General features: G+C 56.8%; 13 protein-coding genes. 4 read left to right on the top strand and 9 right to left on the bottom strand.

Annotated features, from left to right (window positions below):
- Positions 1-28 precede the first annotated feature (28 nt).
- From E0501_RS13045 to E0501_RS13025, 5 genes are all read right to left on the bottom strand, one after another.
- Positions 29-616: a thiamine pyrophosphate-dependent enzyme gene (locus tag E0501_RS13045; protein WP_137701767.1), complete on the bottom strand. Its 588-nt coding sequence runs from the start codon at positions 614-616 to the stop codon at positions 29-31.
- A 5-nt stretch (positions 617-621) separates the two neighbouring features.
- A complete protein-coding gene (locus E0501_RS13040) occupies positions 622-1,173 on the bottom strand; it encodes a thiamine pyrophosphate-binding protein (protein WP_137701766.1) in 552 nt (183 codons plus the stop codon).
- Positions 1,174-1,412: 239 nt separating this feature from the next.
- The gene (locus E0501_RS13035; RefSeq protein WP_137701765.1) at positions 1,413-2,612 is read right to left on the bottom strand and encodes a DNA topoisomerase IV subunit A; all 1,200 of its coding nucleotides are present in this window, start codon (positions 2,610-2,612) and stop codon (positions 1,413-1,415) included.
- Complete coding sequence (locus E0501_RS13030; RefSeq protein WP_137701764.1) at positions 2,609-4,345, bottom strand: DNA topoisomerase VI subunit B; 1,737 nt, start codon at positions 4,343-4,345, stop codon at positions 2,609-2,611. The genes E0501_RS13035 and E0501_RS13030 overlap by 4 nt, the downstream gene beginning before the upstream one ends.
- Positions 4,269-5,129 carry a helix-hairpin-helix domain-containing protein gene (locus tag E0501_RS13025; RefSeq protein ID WP_137701763.1) on the bottom strand — a complete coding sequence of 287 codons (861 nt, stop codon included), beginning with the start codon at positions 5,127-5,129 and terminating at the stop codon, positions 4,269-4,271. Before E0501_RS13025 ends, E0501_RS13030 begins: the two co-directional genes overlap by 77 nt.
- Positions 5,130-5,460: 331 nt before the next feature.
- Here E0501_RS13025 and E0501_RS13020 point away from each other — a divergent pair, with 331 nt between their 5' ends.
- Entirely contained in the window at positions 5,461-6,450 is a 990-nt protein-coding gene (locus E0501_RS13020; protein ID WP_137701762.1) for an MBL fold metallo-hydrolase, read from the top strand.
- Between the two features lie 202 nt (positions 6,451-6,652).
- Here E0501_RS13020 and E0501_RS13015 read toward each other — a convergent pair whose 3' ends face one another.
- Together E0501_RS13015 and E0501_RS13010 are read right to left on the bottom strand one after the other, a co-directional pair.
- Entirely contained in the window at positions 6,653-7,942 is a 1,290-nt protein-coding gene (locus E0501_RS13015; protein WP_137701761.1) for an NAD(P)H-dependent oxidoreductase, read from the bottom strand.
- A gap of 85 nt (positions 7,943-8,027) precedes the next feature.
- Positions 8,028-8,447: a hypothetical protein gene (locus tag E0501_RS13010; protein ID WP_137701760.1), complete on the bottom strand. Its 420-nt coding sequence runs from the start codon at positions 8,445-8,447 to the stop codon at positions 8,028-8,030.
- A 206-nt stretch (positions 8,448-8,653) separates the two neighbouring features.
- Between E0501_RS13010 and E0501_RS13005 the strand changes: the two genes are divergently transcribed.
- Both E0501_RS13005 and E0501_RS13000 read left to right on the top strand, forming a co-directional pair.
- Positions 8,654-9,448: an HAD-IIB family hydrolase gene (locus tag E0501_RS13005; protein ID WP_137701759.1), complete on the top strand. Its 795-nt coding sequence runs from the start codon at positions 8,654-8,656 to the stop codon at positions 9,446-9,448.
- Positions 9,441-10,661, top strand: coding sequence for a glycosyltransferase family protein (locus E0501_RS13000; RefSeq protein WP_137701758.1), 1,221 nt, complete (start codon positions 9,441-9,443; stop codon positions 10,659-10,661). The genes E0501_RS13005 and E0501_RS13000 overlap by 8 nt, the downstream gene beginning before the upstream one ends.
- 12 nt (positions 10,662-10,673) lie before the next feature.
- On the opposite strand, the gene E0501_RS12995 is transcribed toward E0501_RS13000, so the two are convergent.
- Complete coding sequence (locus tag E0501_RS12995; protein ID WP_137701757.1) at positions 10,674-12,410, bottom strand: sugar phosphorylase; 1,737 nt, start codon at positions 12,408-12,410, stop codon at positions 10,674-10,676.
- Positions 12,411-12,689: 279 nt separating this feature from the next.
- Here E0501_RS12995 and E0501_RS12990 point away from each other — a divergent pair, with 279 nt between their 5' ends.
- Positions 12,690-13,709 carry an alpha/beta fold hydrolase gene (locus E0501_RS12990; protein WP_137701756.1) on the top strand — a complete coding sequence of 340 codons (1,020 nt, stop codon included), beginning with the start codon at positions 12,690-12,692 and terminating at the stop codon, positions 13,707-13,709.
- Positions 13,710-14,947: 1,238 nt separating this feature from the next.
- Here E0501_RS12990 and E0501_RS12985 read toward each other — a convergent pair.
- Positions 14,948-16,267 carry an ArgE/DapE family deacylase gene (locus E0501_RS12985; protein ID WP_137701755.1) on the bottom strand — a complete coding sequence of 440 codons (1,320 nt, stop codon included), beginning with the start codon at positions 16,265-16,267 and terminating at the stop codon, positions 14,948-14,950.
- Positions 16,268-16,631: the final 364 nt, after the last annotated feature.

Raw genomic sequence — 16,631 nt, 5'->3', positions numbered from 1 at the left:
TTCGCGCAAATCACTTTCGGCGTGGTTCTCAGCAGGTGGCGTAGCCCAGATGGGCCCGGAAACGGTTCTTGATGAATACCGCATCGCGCGGAGGCAAGGACCGTGGCAGGTTCTCGGCGTTGATTTTCAAGACAAACAGCCTAGGGCCCTGAGCGCGTTGATCAAGTCGCTCGGTCAGGACTTCGACTTCCTCAAGGCTCCTCAACTCACCCGTATCAGAAAAGCCTGCAGCCGCGGCGATCTTGTCCAGCTCGATGCCACGCGCTGTGTGACTGGCTTGCATTCCAGTCTCACCGTATTGCTGATTGTCCAAGACAATAATGTCGAGATTCCTGGGAGAGGCCACCGCAATCGTCGCAATTGCGCCTAAGGCCATCAGCATCTCACCATCGCCCGTGATGACCATCACACGTTTGTCCGGCTGGGCTTGCGCCAAACCCAGGCCAGTAAGCGCCGCGCCGCCCATCGCGCCCCACAAATAGAAATTGCCAAGACTATCACCCGCCGCATGCACGTCATAACTGGGAGAGCCAAGACCGGTGACGACCAAAGCGCCGTTGCGTGCTGCCAGGAGCTTGGCCACGGCGGCACGACGATCCATTGTCTGTTCTTTCATGCCAATCACCATTTCTTTTTTCCGAGAAGGCGTTGTCCTAGCAGCACGGCAATTTGCTGGTCACCTTCAAAAGCCATGCCCGCCGCCTGTTCTACCATGTCCACCACATCGGCCGCGGTTTCCGCGCGCAACACCGTAACGCCGATGGCACGCAACGCGGCCTCGGTAGCTTGACCCATCGGCACCTGCCAGGGGTTAAACTCGCCCCACTCGCCGCGCATCGTTACAAGCATCAAAAGAGGTGTACGGCTTTGCACTGGCAAGGACAGCATGTTGATGCAGTTACCCACGCCTGAGGACTGCATCAGCACGACCGAACGCTGTCCTCCGAGCCAGGCGCCCGTGGCAATTGCGATGCCTTCCTCCTCGGAGGACAGTACGTTCGACCTAACCTCGGAGTCGGCACAGAACAGGCGGATCAGCGTCGCATGGCCGGCGTCCGGCACATAAGACATCTGCTGGATATCCGCTGCTTTCAGGATTCTGTAGAGAGACTCAGGCCACTGAGGGGGAACATCTCGGATTTTCACAGCTTGTTCCGTCTGTTCAACGGACATTTTAACTCCCTCCCTATGGCAATGTCGGATTAATCGCTTTTTGTCGCCCCACCTTGTTCCCTCAATTCTCAAAAGGAAGCAACACGCATGGGGCACCCCGACGATCACAAACAACCCACCCTTTCAGAGCGCGTCAATTGCCTGGATTACACCGTCTCGGAATTGGCGCTGAAGGCTTCTGGCTTCATCGACCGGTAACAATTCAACCGCCGAAAGACCGCGCAGCACGAACGGGGAGCTTAAGGCAGGAAGGCTTCCGGATTGGCAAGTTTTGTAGGCAAGTACTCATCGATCACGTAATTCAGTCCCCATTTCGCCAGTGCCTGTTGTTCTGCCCGAACACCCATATCCAGCAGTTGCTCGATCGCTTCGACCCATTCCGGCTGCGACACGACGAACGGGTCATTCTTCAGCGCGTCCTTCGCGCGTTTGACGTCGGTTTTTGACAGCGGATGCGTCGCATCACCGAGACCAAAATCAGCGATATCCTGCGGCATCACACCGAGAAACCGGGCCCGTGGCACACAAAAGAACTGATTGATGTGGGCGGCGTTGCCCGAACCCACCTTCAATGTTCTATAGATATTAGTGAAGCCGTAGGGGTCGCAATCGACGAAGCAATAGACTGGCAGATCATGCTGGTCAGAAAGACGCCGGATGAACCGTCGTGTGGCACGCGTTGGCACGCCCCCCATCTCAACGATAATACAGCCTGATTTTTCCCAGAACCGGTTGTTGTTAAGACGCTGGAACATGCCGCCGGTCTCAATAGCAAGCACGAAGCGGGCATCGGTACGGAAGCTCAGATGTTCGACCGAGCGCGGAATGCTGTAGGCGCCACTACCGAGCTGGCTGCAATCGATTTCGATATCATCTCCGGTGCCGGGGTTTTGGTCGATAACCGAAAGCTGGCCCGCAACCGATCCGCCATGCGCCTCAGGAAAGAACCGCAGCTGTTCGCGCGTCAGCCCGTTGATGGAGGCGAGCGCTTCGATATCGTCCATGATCGCGTCCGACTCCGCCTGCGACTCAAACCGGCAATCGCCCCAATTCTTCGAGATGTAGTAGGCCTCGCGTTTGGTGGCGAAATCGTCGTGCTCGACCATCGCATGCGAGCTTGCCATCATCCGCAGCGTCTGCGCGAACGACTTCGCAGTGTTGACGGTCAGCGTCCGCGTCTTGCGCCGCGCGCCGAGCTCAAAATAGCCCTTGGCCTCGTCATAGACCACATTTCCCAGGCTACGGATGGGGAGATGGATTTCCGGCAGGAGCCCCTGCTCGATACGCTCGACGATCTGTCGGGCGAGAGCGTCGATCAGCTCAAGCGTCCGCTTGTCGAGATCTTCCCGTCCGATTTCCCCTCCGAGCTGCGTCTCGGCATCTGCACCTGCTTGGGGATTGGCTCGTCCGTGATAGCTCGTTTTCTCCGTCCGGCTCATGGTTCGCCCCCCTGTTTGCGGCGAGTGTCGCGCAACACCGTATCGAGTTGCGCCACTGTTTTGTCGCGTTCCTTGTCGCTGAGCAAAAGGATATCCTGAAGCGCGCCACCGATATGCGGCAGGTAGGTTTCGATATAGGCGCGATGCTGCGATTCGCGTCGCTCCCGGGATTTGCGGGCGAGGTATTGCGCGAGTTCCCTGCCGCAATGCTGAAGCCCTAGAACGATCTCTCTCGTGATTTCCGGGCTGGGCTCGATCGCTTCTTTTGCTTCCGAAGTATAGGGAACCCAGACCGAAGCAACATGGACCAGGATAGCCATTGGTCCATGTGGCAAAGCTCCCTTTGGCTGGCGAAGGCCGTAGCTGCGCCAGTTGGTCCGGATCGCAGCTTTGGCAATTGCACAACTCGACTGCTGGTAAAGCAGCGGTACCCGGTTGGCGAACCGGAGCAGAACAGCTGGTTCGTCGCGCGCCCCCAACAGATCCGCTGCCCTTGCCTCCGGCTCTGTAACCGTAGCGGCATCGGGTCGAGACGCATTGGGGTAGCCATAGGCAATCGCCACTTCGACCTGGAACGGATTACCACGATGGATCGCGGCAGGCCGGGTTGTCACGGTGTAGAAGTCCGCGGCAACCTCGGCTTTCAGTCCTTTCAGCAGCTGCGGCTCACCGATAGGGACGATACAATCCCCCCGGGGCGCTGGCATCTTCGTCGTCTCCATCGCGCGGTGCAGAGCAACGGCCTGGCTATGCGCGACGTGCTTCGGATAGGACCGTGCGCTCAAACGTCTGCCGGCTGCGTCGATGATCTTCGCCGCGGTTTTACTGCCCACACTTGAAAAGTCTTTGACGAGAAACTGCATGAGGGTCCGACTCCGCGTGGCGTGCAGCATCTGAATCAGCCGGCCCAGTTCGATTCCGTGCGGGTGCGGTTTGATCTCCTTCGTCGGAAGCGGCAGGTCTTGAATGCTGCGAGGGTACTCATGGACGTCCTTTTCCGGTCCTTGATAGCGGATCGTAACATGCGGGTTGGCGATTGCAGTTTGGCGCAGGTAGGTTTCGACTGAATGCCGCCCGCGCTGAAGATGCCCTTCCAGAACGATCTCGACCATTGTTCCGTGCAGGTGATCCCATTCCACGTGTTTCTTGCGATGCACGTCAGGCCGGTTCTTCTCGGTGTCGATCGCAACGTAAAGAGAGGTTGCCAGTTCTTCTCCCTCGACGCGGCTCAGAATATGCATGGGTTTGCCGGTTGTGAGTTGTCCGTACATGCCCGCCGCCGCGATGCCCATGCCCTGCTGCCCCCGAGACTGGCTGAGCTTATGGAACTTGGAGCCGTAGAGAAGCTTGCCGAAGATACGGCCAATCTGCGGCTCGACAATCCCGGGACCATTGTCCCTTACCGCAACGGTGTAAACATGCCCGCGCCGGGTGATCCGAACTTCGATCTCGGGAAGGATACCGGCGTCTTCACAGGCGTCTATCGCGTTGTCCACTGCCTCCTTCACAGCCGTCACCAGCGCCTTCGCAGGCGTGTCGAATCCCAGAAGGTGCCGGTTCTTGAGGAAGAAGGCCGAAATCGAGATGTCTCTTTGCCGGGAAGCAAGCTCCAGAGCCGATACCTTCTGCCGGGGCCCATCACGTTTCGGGGACGAGTCAGCCATCTGTGAAATAATGCTCCCTGCATTCGGTTTCACGGCCACGAACCACGCGCCGCCCTTCAAGCGGGCCATGGGTTTCCGTCACCACCGTGCGCTGATGCTCCGGCCCTCCCGGACGGCCGAAGTAGATGACCACCCAGTCATTCGTCTTGCCGAGATCATGTGCGCGCGCCGTGTTGGAGTAGAGCGTGGTGAAGGCCCAACCATCCAGCTCGGTATGAAAGATCGGCAACCATGCTTCGCCCGTCGGGTTGAACCGTCGCGGGGCAATTAACTGCAGTCCGCCATCACATGCCTTTTCGCGATAAAGCGCGTCCACCTTGAGCAGCTCGGCAACCGTCGGTTCCTCGTGGTCGTCCGGGCCACGCCTTCTCCGGCGCGCCAGCATTGCGGCCAGCGAGGCACGGATCGCGGCCGCGCGCCGGGGGCCGATACCTGGAACCTTCTCCAGCCGACCGTCATACGCAGCAATTTCGAGGGCTTCGAGCGTATCGACATGAAGCTCATCGTGAATTGCACGTGCAGTCACCTCTCCGATGCCGGGCACGGTCCGAAACAAGTTCTCGGGCTCGGCCTCACCGCGCATCCGCTCAAGCTGAATCCAGCGCCCCGTCGCTACCATCTCGTCAATCGCACGGGCCAGCCGGTTTCCGATTCCGGGAAGGGCAATCAGACCTTCCAGCCCATCGCGTTCCAGGATACGTGCCGGATCCTCTCCAAGCGCGCGCACGGTATCCGCACCCTTCCTGTAAGCGCGCACACGAAACCGGTCCGCTCCCTGCGTCTCAAGAAGCTCGGCGGCTTCTAGAAAGCGGTCCGCAATCTGGTCGCGAGAGATCCGGCTTTGCACGAACATCCACCTCCGCTCATAACCTTGCTCCCAAAACAAGCAGCACAAAGGTACTAAAACCAGGAATTCCAACCTAACGGTCGCATCCCTTCCCAGAATGCTGGACGACAATCGCACCGGGATCAATGCCGCGCCCGATCGTCCGGTCTTATTCCTCGCTACCTTCCCTGCTAACCTCGTCAGAAACTGTCGAAATGCGGGAGAGCCAGATGGCGCGCGCCGGACGAATTGAACCAGAAGAAGAGGCACATAGAATCGATACCAATGTCGACAGGTTTCCGCACGCCTGGTTTTTCCCTTTGCCCGACAAGACCAGAGTTCTCGGGCCAGCGTACTGATGAGCCTTCTTGTTCAACCGCGACTGATAAATGTCCCCAGCGGAGATCCGGGCCTCTATCTCGACTTCCAGTTCGGTCGACGTGCAATGCTGTTCGACCTCGGCGACACGTCCACCCTGTCAGCGCGTGAACTCATCCGCGTTTCACATGTTTTCGTAAGCCACGCGCACATGGATCATATCGCCGGGTTCGAGCGTCTCCTCCGCTTGCGCCTGCATCGCCCCCTCCCGCTGACGCTGCTCGGCCCGCCGGGGTTCGCGGATCAGATGCAGAGCCGTCTTGGCGGCTACAGCTGGAACCTGCTCTGCGAAACCTCCGTCGATTTCCGTATGACGGTGCAGGTATTCGACGGCGCGCAAATCGTCGAGGTCGCCGAGTTCGCTGCGCGCGAGCAGTTCGCCCGGCGGGACCTGGCGGTGCCGGAGCTGCCGCGCGGGGCGGTATGCTCCGAAGCCGAGTTCGAAATCAGTGCAGCCGCGCTCGATCACGGCATTCCATCGCTCGCCTTCGCATTCCGACAGCGCCAGCGCTTCAACGTCTGGCGCTCGGCGCTCGATACGCTGGGCCTGCCGGTGGGCCATTGGATCGACGAAGCCAAGCAGGCATTGCGCGATGAGCTGCCTGACGACCACATGATCGCCGTGCCGGGTACGGAACCGGTACCACTCGGGCTGCTGCGCGCGCAGGTTTTTGAAAGAAAACCCGGCCAGCATTTTGCCTATGTGACCGACGCCGCAGATACCTCCGCCAACCGCGCCCGGATCATTGCACTCGCCCGAGGCGCCGATCAGCTCTTCATCGAGGCCCCGTTTCTCCACGCCGACAAAGATGTTGCACAGGCGACCCGTCACCTCACCGCCCGCGCTGCCGGCGAAATCGCCCACATTGCCGGCGTGCGGCGCGTCACGCCATTTCACTACTCGGCTCGCTACGGGGCCGATGTCGCGAAACTGGCCAATGAGGTCAGCGCAGCCTTCAACTGCAAATGAAATATCATTGAGTTCTACAAACTCAGTCCCTTGTTTCGAGAGGGAACCCACCCAAAGCTTCGGAACCTGGCGGAGAATTGCGACTTACGCAGGAGACGACGAAATCGTCTCCTGACGCTTCCTAGAAAAAATGAAACTTAGCATAATGGCGCTTATCAACCTGCGAAGCGGAAGAGCTGATGACGCCGCGCCCACACTGTCCTCAGCGAGCGGTAGCTTCTTCGTAGATCGCCGTGACTGAATCCTCAGCCAAGTCCACATCTTCCAGCATAAGAACGCCCCCGGCTTCGATGTCACGCTTCAAACGCACTCCGTGCGCCAAACCAATCGGCAACGCCGTCCCCGCCTTCTTCAGTGGCAGCGCTTTTCCCCATACGGTATAACCGCCCTCGCCATCCAACATCTCCCCCGCTTTCAATGCTCGCTTGGCAACCGATGCCACAGTTCCTTTCAAAACGCGAGACTGACCCGTGGGCTCATTGCGGAGCGCAACGCTCAGGACCGAGATGGATAGCTCCAGCCCAATAAGGTGGAATGGTTTGTACATCGCAGCGAAGCGGCCTGTGTCATCGGTCGGCAAGCCATATTGCTGAAAGCAAGCCGCCGCATAATCGTTGGGCGCCTCAAGCACGACATAAACGCCCCAACGAAGATCGCGGAACACGGGCCGCCCATCACGCTCCAATGATGAGATAGTCTCGACCATCCCACGCCGCTCTAGCTGTCCGCCTAATTCGCGAGGGCGCAAAACATGCGCAAGGTCGTCGACACCGCAAGGCGGAAAAGCCAAGCCGTCGTCCGGCACATCCAGCCCGCAGGCATTGGCGATGGCCACCATTTCGATCGCGCTCTTGGTGCCATCCAGAAACGAGTTGAACATCTGCGGGTTCATCCCGGCACGTTGCGCTTCTTCCTGTGTCAGTCCGTAGTGCGCCCAGACATCATCCGGTGTGACGGCATGATAGGCGGGAAGGTATTTTGTTCCCTTCCCCGCAGCGGTGACCTGAAACCCCGTAGCGCGCGCCCAGTCCACCATTTCAGACACCAGTGCCGGTTGATCGCCGTATGCCATTGAATAGCACACACCCGCGGCGGTCGCCTTGCGCGCAAGCACCGGCCCCGCCAGAACGTCGGCCTCGACATTGACCATAACGATATGCTTGCCAGCGGCGATGGCGGCCTCGGCATTTGCTATCCCTGCACGGGGGGATCCCGTTGCCTCAATCACGACGTCGACATCGTCGCGCAAAGCAAGTTCCGCACCATTTTCCAAAAAGGCGGTTCTCGCTACACGCGCATCATCCCAACCAACCGTACGGCAGGCCCTACGCGCCTTGTCGGGATCGAGATCGGCGATGGCGGCAACCTCAAGACCAGCTATTGTCGGCACTTGGCTCAGGAACATCGAACCGAACTTGCCCGCGCCAATTAGTCCGGCCCGGACCGGGGTTCCACGGTCGGCCGCCTCGGCCGCAAGTCCCGCCAGGTTCATGTCTTTCTCCGTTTCTTGAGCGGGCGACGTAAACGCCCGACTGTTATTTGCCTCACACCGTCCTGTCGCGGTGTATTTCCATCGGTTAGTCAACCATGCAATCTGTTACTGGAAACGTGTAGCCGCTGGCAGGGAATGACTCGATCATCTCATATGACTGATCCTGGCTCTTGAATATGGCTGAAGGCTGTCTCGTTGTTATTGTTCCAGGGGCTCCGTCAGCTTTCCAGACTATTGTGTAGAGTTTCAGAAAAACAGATGCGCCACCGCTTTTCGTCGAAGTAAGTTTGGCGTTCATGCATTCGCTTGTGTGGCCCACCTTAATGCACTTGAGTATTTCCGGCATGCGATGCGGCCAATCGGAGACAAAGACCAGGCGTTCGTCTTCGATCGTTACGGTTCCACCGCCATTAACCTCATCATATGGCACGGAACATTTCCACGCTTCCGACTGAGCGGCACTGGCGAACAGGAAGAGAAGTACCGAGGGTGTTATCAGGTTCAAGATAGCTCTCCGGATTTGTGTGAGATCGGATGGGAAATACATGTTCGCTGTCGCCCAGTGCATTGGCAGATCCGTTCGCAAAGGCTACTGCGAGGTTTTCGATGGTTAAAGCCCGCATTGTTCATTGATCGTTTGCAGCGGCGCAGGCGGTTCTTAGCATCTTTGAACGCTCGCGTTTTGCATCTTATTGCTTTATCTTCTCAGATATGACGAAGCCTTCGCAAATCCTGGTTTTCAGCGATCTCGACGGTACACTTCTAGATCATCACACATATTCCTGGGCTCCGGCAAATGGCGTTCTTGCTCGCATGCGGAAACAAGGCATCGGTCTGATCCTTGCAACAAGCAAGACCGCATCTGAGGTGGCACCAATTCGATCTGACATCGGGTTTTCTGATTGGCCAGCCATCGTTGAAAACGGTGGGGGCATATTGGAGCCGCAAACGTCTGAAAAACAGTCACAAACCCAGTATTTCGCCATTCGGAAATTGCTAAGAAACCTTCCGAATGGCTTCGTGGGCTTTGGGGACATGTCAGCGCAACACGTCGCCGAGATCACTGGTCTTACCCTCGAAGCTGCGGCACGCGCGAAAGAGCGTGCGTTCAGCGAGCCAGGCGTCTGGACGGGAACTCCGGAAGACCTGGAAACCTTTACGCAGGCCGCAGAGATAGCTGGGCTCGAACTAAGGCATGGCGGGCGGTTTTTGTCGGTATCATTTGGCGCCACCAAGGCGGAGCAGATGGATTTGTTAATAAAACGCTTCAAACCAAAGGTTACGATTGCACTTGGCGATGCTCCAAACGATATCGAAATGCTGCAAAAAGCCGACTTTGGAGTCATCGTGGCAAATAACGCAACGCCCGAGCTTCCACCGATGCCCGGCGAAACAACGGGTCGCACAACGCGTACGCACCTAGAAGGTCCTGAAGGCTGGGCAGTAGCCGTCTCTGACTTGCTTGATAAACACGCCCCCATCGAGGAGACGAGAACGCATGGCTGACTTTCACCAAAACGGCAACATCACGACGCTGCACAATCTGCGAACACGCTCACTCGAAGATCTGACATATGAACTGTCCGCCTTTTCGGAAACCCGCAAGATCAGTTTGATCCTGCCTTCGCTCTACTCCGAACTGGAAGGCGTTGCTCTTTCTCATATCCTAGACGAACTTTCGAAGGTGCCATACCTGCACCGTGTTATCATCGGGCTCGATCAGGCCGATGAGACACAGTTTCGATACGCACAGAAATACTTTGCCCGACTACCGCAAAACCACATCGTAATTTGGAACGACAGCCCGCGCATGAAGGCGCTTGGTGCGCGGCTCGATGCGCTTGGGCTCGCGCCCAAAGAGCCAGGTAAAGGCAAGAATGTCTGGAGCTGCATCGGCTACCTTATCGGGTGTGCCGACACATCCGTGATGGCGTTACACGATTGCGATATCGTAACCTACGAGCGTGATATGCTCGCGCGGTTGGTCTATCCCGTCGTAAACCCGACATTCCCTTACCAGATGGCCAAAGGCTATTATCCTCGCATCGACGACCAAAAGCTCAATGGCCGTGTTACCCGCCTGTTGGTCAGCCCGCTTTTGATCGCGCTCAAACGCGTAGTTGGAGACCGGGATTACCTCGATTATCTGCGCAGCTTCCGCTATCCGCTTTCCGGCGAATTCGCATTGCGCACCCCCATCCTGCCCGACCTTCGCATCCCATCCGACTGGGGCCTCGAAATAGGGGTGTTGTCAGAGGCATGGCGCAATCTGGCGCCGCAGTCAGTCTGCCAGGTCGAGATTGCCGACTCGTATGATCACAAGCACCAGTCGCTTTCGCCTGAGGATGCTTCGCAGGGGCTAAGCCGGATGTCGACAGATATCTGCAAAGCAATCTTTCGCAAGCTTGCCGCCGATGGAACGGTATTCACCCCCAATCTTTTCCGAACGCTCAAGGCCACATACTATCGGACCGCGCTGGATCTCCTGGAAAGCTATTACAACGATGCCAAAATGAACGGGTTAAGCGTTGACCGCCATGCCGAAGAAAAGTCCGTGGAACTGTTCGCCGAAAACATAATCCGTGCGGGTCAAATATTCCTCGAGAACCCCAACGAAAGCCCGTTCATCCCAACTTGGAATCGTGTTCACGCGGCGGATCCCGACTTCCTTGCCGATCTGCGCAAAGCCGCCACCGACGACGCAGAAGAGTATACCTGACGCCGGCTCCCACTACTGACGGTTCGATATCCAGCGGCATTGATAGGGGGCAAAGGGGATTTCGGGACCGGCCGGATGGATGTCTTCTCCGCTAAGCAGATCGACCCACAAATCCCCCTCGATCAGGTTTATCCTTGATGGGCTGACGAGAACGGTTTCGCTGCTCACATTGTGAATTGCGAAAATTGACTGGTGACGGTCAAGGCTTTGTCGCCAGACGCCAAACAATCGGTCATCCATGGCAAGCGTGAACTGTGTGGCATTGGGGTGAAAGGCAGGTTGCCGTGCCCTTATACGCAACCGTTCGGAAAGCCCATGCATGACGCGGGCCTGATCGGATGCAGGGTCCGCCAAACATTCCAGAAGATCAGGATAGTGCCAACGATGCCGGTTAATTGCCCGATTCATGCCGCGTCGCGCAACTGCATCATGGTCGTTTGGCGTGGCAAGAAAAGAATGGATGTAGAACGCCGGAATGCCTTCGAGCGACATCACGATTGTCTGGGAACAAAGAAAGCGTTGCAAATGATGCATGTCACTGCCCTTGAACGTAAAGCGCATGGCATCAAACAGTGAACAATTCAATTCATAGGGCTCTTCCTGCCCATTCGGCAAGGCGCGCATCGATACCAGCCCACCTGCTGCCTTGGCTGTTTCGATCATCCTCTCTTTTTCTTCATTTGGCAGCAAACCCTCCGCTGGCCGCATACCAATTCCATCGTGGCTGGCGGTAAAGTTCAGATAGGCGCACCCCAGCTGCGCAGGGGGCATTGCCGACTGCCAACGGTGCAGATAGCGCGCCGACCCGGACTGCATCGCGTGCAAAATCAACGGAGGAAGCGGAAAATTGTAGATCGCGTGCGCCTCGTTGCGATTACCGAAGTAACTGAGGTTTTCGGAGCGCGGTACGTTGGTTTCGGTTAGTAGAACGACGGGTTCGGTCGCATAGTCACACAAGAGCCGAAGAAGCTGAACGATGGCGTGTGTCTGCGGCAGGTGTATGCAGGTCGTGCCAGGCTCCTTCCAGATGAATGCCACCGCATCGAGGCGCAGAATACGCACACCCTTGTCGATATGCATCCTGATGATCCGGAGCATTTCCAGCAGCACTTCTGGGTTTGAAAAGTCGAGATCGATCTGATCGTGGCTGAACGTGCACCAGACGTGGCGGGGCCCATCGCGCGTTTCAATTTCCTGCAACAGTGGCGTTGTGCGCGGCCGCACGACAAGGGAAAGGTCATCCTCCGGGTTTGCCTCATAGAAAAAGCGATCATAGGGGGCCTTGCCCTGCCTGTAATCCGTAAACCAAGCACCCTGCGAAGACACGTGATTCAAGACGAGATCGGACATCAGATGGAATGTTTGCGCGATCCGGGTGATATCCGTCCAGTCGCCGAGCTGCGGATTAACCGAATGGTAGTCAGTAACGGCAAAACCATCATCCGAACTGAAGGGAAAAAACGGCAGAATATGAACGCCATTCACCACACCGACCATGTTGCGTGCGAGGAAATCCTCCAACAGATCAAGGGGTTTGTGTTTCCCGTCCCGTATCGTGTCGCCATAGGTAATGAGAACCGCATCATGTTCTGACCATAGTCCGTTGCTGGGCAAACGTGATCGTTTGCGGCGATGCGTGCCATCCGGCCAGAAGGCTTCGACCATTTGCGACGACAGGATATCTGCGTCCAAATCAGGATAGATCTGGCCGATCAGTTCGGTGAGGCGTGTATGAAACAGATTTGACATGCGGATCAAACCTCAGAGGTCAAAGCACATAAAATTGCATGAAAAGCGGCATGGCTTGAAGAGTTTTCCGGTTTTCTTGAAGAGTCAAACCCTGCTCGACGCGGAACGCCTGTTTCATAGTTTTCCGCGTAATAAAGCGGCACCTAATCTACCACCAAGCGGCACGGCCGACCGTCGCGAACAACAAAGAGCGCTTTCCGTAGAAACGTCAGATACGAACCGATATGTTCAAACCAGAACCAGGTTCGCATATCCCGCGAAGCTTAGAGGAGGCCAGGCATGTCATCCGAAGACTATCAGGTTTTCGAACTCAGGAACTTCACGCTTCAACGGGGCATAACCCTGCCAAGCGCGAAAATCGCCTTCAAAACACACGGAACATTGGCCGAGGACAAGTCAAACGTGATCCTCTACCCCACTTCCTACGGGGCGCAACACTATGATACCGAATGGCTGATCGGGCCCGGCCGGGTTCTGGACCCGACTGAGTGGTTCATTGTCATTCCAAACATGTTTGGCAACGGCCTGTCATCATCGCCGTCGAACATGCAATCGCCCTTCGGCCCGGATCGCTACCCGGTCTTCACGCATTGGGACAACGTGCACGCCCAACGCCAGATGCTCGCTGAAATGTTCGGTATCGAGCATGTCGCATTGATCTACGGCTGGTCGATGGGGGCGCAGCAAGCTCTGCATTGGGGCGCAATCTTTCCCGACCGGGTCTTGCGGATTTGTGCCGTCTGCGGTTCTGCCCGGACATCGGTTCACAACAAGGTCTTCCTGCAAGGAGTTCGCGCAGCCTTGACAGGAGATCCTAACTGGCGCGGGGACCATTTCGCGGCCCACCCCGTGCGCGGCTTGCGCGCCATGGGACGCGTCTATGCCGGCTGGGCTATGTCACAGGCGTTCTATCGCGAAAAACTCTATGAGCAGGCCGGATTCAGCTCGCTTGAGGACTTTCTGGTGCGGTCCTGGGAGGCGAACTTCCTGCGCCGGGATGCGCATGACTTGCTTGCAAGCATCGACACATGGATGGCATCGGATATTTCCGACAACGTTATCTACAACGGCGATTTGACTGCCGCACTCCGTGCGATCAGCGCACGCAGCATAATCATGCCGTCACTCACCGACCTGTACTTCACGCCTGAGGATAGCAGGATAGAGACTGAGATGATGCCCGACGCAGAATTCCGTCCGATCGATTCTATCTGGGGGCATCGCGCGGGCAACCCCGCTCTGAACCCTGAAGATGAGGCTGTTCTGCGCCGAGCGGTAAGGGATCTTCTCAACACTTGAACAAGTATTTCGCAGCTGTCGCGAACAACCAAGCGCTTCGGCCGCTTGGCGCTGTTCAGTGGCAGCGCCAAACAAATTGCACCCTACAGCTGAGTTGCAAGAGTCTACCATGCGGAAAAGGTTCGCGTGATGATCGCACCCGATATGGAGTCCCCCGTTCATCGGTCCATATAGGCTTTTGGCGCTGGACTTTCGTTGCCCAGGTCGACCTGATCGGCGCCGCGCAACCGTCGCTCAACAAAACGCGAAACCTCACTTATGGCTTGCCTAAAGGTTGCCGCAATATCGGCAAACTAACGTCACAAATATTGATGACCCCTTAAGGATGAACCGGATGGGGGTCCGGCTATCCATGCTGCACGATGTTCCAGAATTACTATTCCGCCACTCCGCTACTCTCTACACGAGCTCATTAGTCTTGGTATTCCTGTTGGCTGTCTCAGGTTGGTAAGCAGCCAAGTGGGACACGACAATACTTTTCAACACGTAGAAAAGAACACGAGCCTCGGCCTCAAGAAACAGCGTGTTGGGTTAGATGTTCGCTTTGGGCTGTCAGCCTCGGTATTGGCGCGGGTGCAAGGAATGGTAGATTTCTATTCAGCTTTGTCGCAGGTAAGAAAAGCAATGATATCTGCGCGTGCATCGTCATCCGGAGCGTGGTGTGTGCGGAGGAAAGTGTCGAGATACTCTTCTCCAAGTCCTCCGACGCAGCGTTCAACGAGCTCTGGGAGAGCGTTTTGAACGTGACAGGCAGTACAGCGTGCCTTGACCAGTCTTGCGCCCATGTCCAGATCAGGCTCCGATTCCTGACTGCGCGCCCCAGCACCAACGCTGAGCGCGACCATTACGCAGGTCAAAGCTGTCAGGAAACGCATTTCTCCCTCGCTCCCGTAAGGTTCAAGAATTCCATGAAAAGTACCAGTTAGTAGTTACCTCGTAAGCTTTTTGAGCGGCAAGTAATCGAAAAGGTGCCGCGACGTGGCTCATTGACCGCACCTTTGTCGCAGAACTACGTACTTCTGCCTTTGGCTCGAGGATGCCGTTGAATTCGGTCAAGTTGAACGGACGCTGAGTGGATTTTCCGGGCTCTAATCAATGCAGCTTCTACTGTGCCAAACGGCCCTAAGTGCTTTTTGTTGCCCACGAAAAAGGATGGCTCGAAGAACCCTGCTTGATGACTTCGGCGCGACGGTCACTTGTCTTCCATAGGCTCAGGACTCCTGCTCGCGCGCGGCCACTCAATCGTCTTGCAGAGGGTTCAGGCCACACCAATCAGCAATGAAGAGTGCAAGAACTTCGGTCGTCTGTTTCACGGAAGATAGATTCACACGCTCGTCGAAGCCGTGAATGTTTTCTGCGCGCGGGCCGTAGCAGAAGGCGGGAATGTCGTAGTATAGGCCGTAAAAGCGCGTATCGGTAAGCGCAGTCATCTTTCGCTCTTCTAGTTCAGCCCCCTCCCCAAATACGGCGGCATGACTGCGGCGCATGGCCTCCAGACCGGGGTCGGCGTCATTTCCAAGAACATACCCTTCGGCTTGAAAACCATTCCAGGTCACGTCTGGCGGGTTATTGGATAAGAATGGATGATTGCGCGAGACGGCGGAAACGCAAGCCTCGATTTCGGACTTTGCCGCCGCGAGACTCTGACCGGGCAAAACCCCCATACGACAATCGACGTTACACCAAGCGGGCACACTCGACGCCCAGTCTCCTCCGGAAATCTTGCCCGCGTTGAAATTCAGAGGATGCGCAACATCGCCGTAGATCGGGTCTTTCGCAGCGCGGGCATTCCACTCCACCTCCAGTTCTTGCAGGGCTCGGATTACATCATAGGCCGCCATAATCGCATTGGAGCCCTCTTTAGCCACGGCGACATGCGTAGGCTTGCCCTTCACGGCAATGCGGAACCAGAGCACACCGATTTGTGCGCGATTAATGGTGTGGTCAGAAGGCTCAGGCAGAACGGCAAGATCCGCGCGATACCCCCGCTGAAGGGTAGAGAGTGCACCAAGTCCGGTGCTTTCCTCTTCGATCACGGACTGGATATGGACTCGCGCCGCCGGCTCAAAGCCAGCGTGGTGCAGCGCGTCGAGCGCGAAGATTGCCGCCACAGTTCCAGACTTCATGTCGCCTGCGCCGCGGCCATACATCCACCCATCTTCAATAGTCGGCTCGAAAGGAGGGGTCGTCCACATATCAAGAGGGCCGGTTGGGACGACATCCAGATGGCCCTGAAGGATAAGCGACTGACCACGCGTCACGCTTGGTCGGTGGGTGCCAACAACGGTGCGAGCGCGGGAAAAGTCACCGTGGATCGGTCCGAATCCCGGTAGTGGTTCCAAGTCATCGAGTTCGATCGTCCATTCATCGACCTCGTAGCGGCGCTCGCGAAGAGCAGCAGCGATGAAATCCTGTGCCGGCGCTTCTTCGAAACGAACACTGGGAATGCGCACGAAATCAGCAAGGAAAGAGAGCTCCTCTTCAAAGTGATCAGCGACGGCAGCTCGAATGAGCCCTCTGGTTTGTTCGTCAAGAGATGTCTCAGTTTTCGCGCTCATGAGGAGAACCTTTTGGAAATCGGCCAGATGACCCCATTTGTACCCTTTGTCCGGCCCGTTTTGTCAAATTAACTCGGGCTGAGCCGGGCAGACATTTCATATCCTTCTCATAGAAACGGCTTTCTTTTCAGACGCATTCCAGCATGACGTGACGCCCTCGCCCAGTTTACTCAAAGAACTTGTCAGAGGACATTGCTCGCTAGCGATGCGCGATGCTTTGTAAATGGCAAAGCTCAAAGGGTCGGTTCGTGAGATCGAGAACAACTCCGCGATCCGAATCCAGATGGCGGCGCCTTCCTGCTGGTATTGGGGTACTCGGTTTCGTGTCGATATTGATCGATATTTCTTCAGAGATGATCCACGC

This window comes from Marimonas lutisalis (assembly GCF_005434965.1).
In the GTDB taxonomy this organism is placed as follows: domain Bacteria; phylum Pseudomonadota; class Alphaproteobacteria; order Rhodobacterales; family Rhodobacteraceae; genus Marimonas_A; species Marimonas_A lutisalis.
The sequence above is the reverse complement of the archived record's forward strand: the minus strand, read 5'-3'. Positions and strand labels throughout refer to the sequence as shown.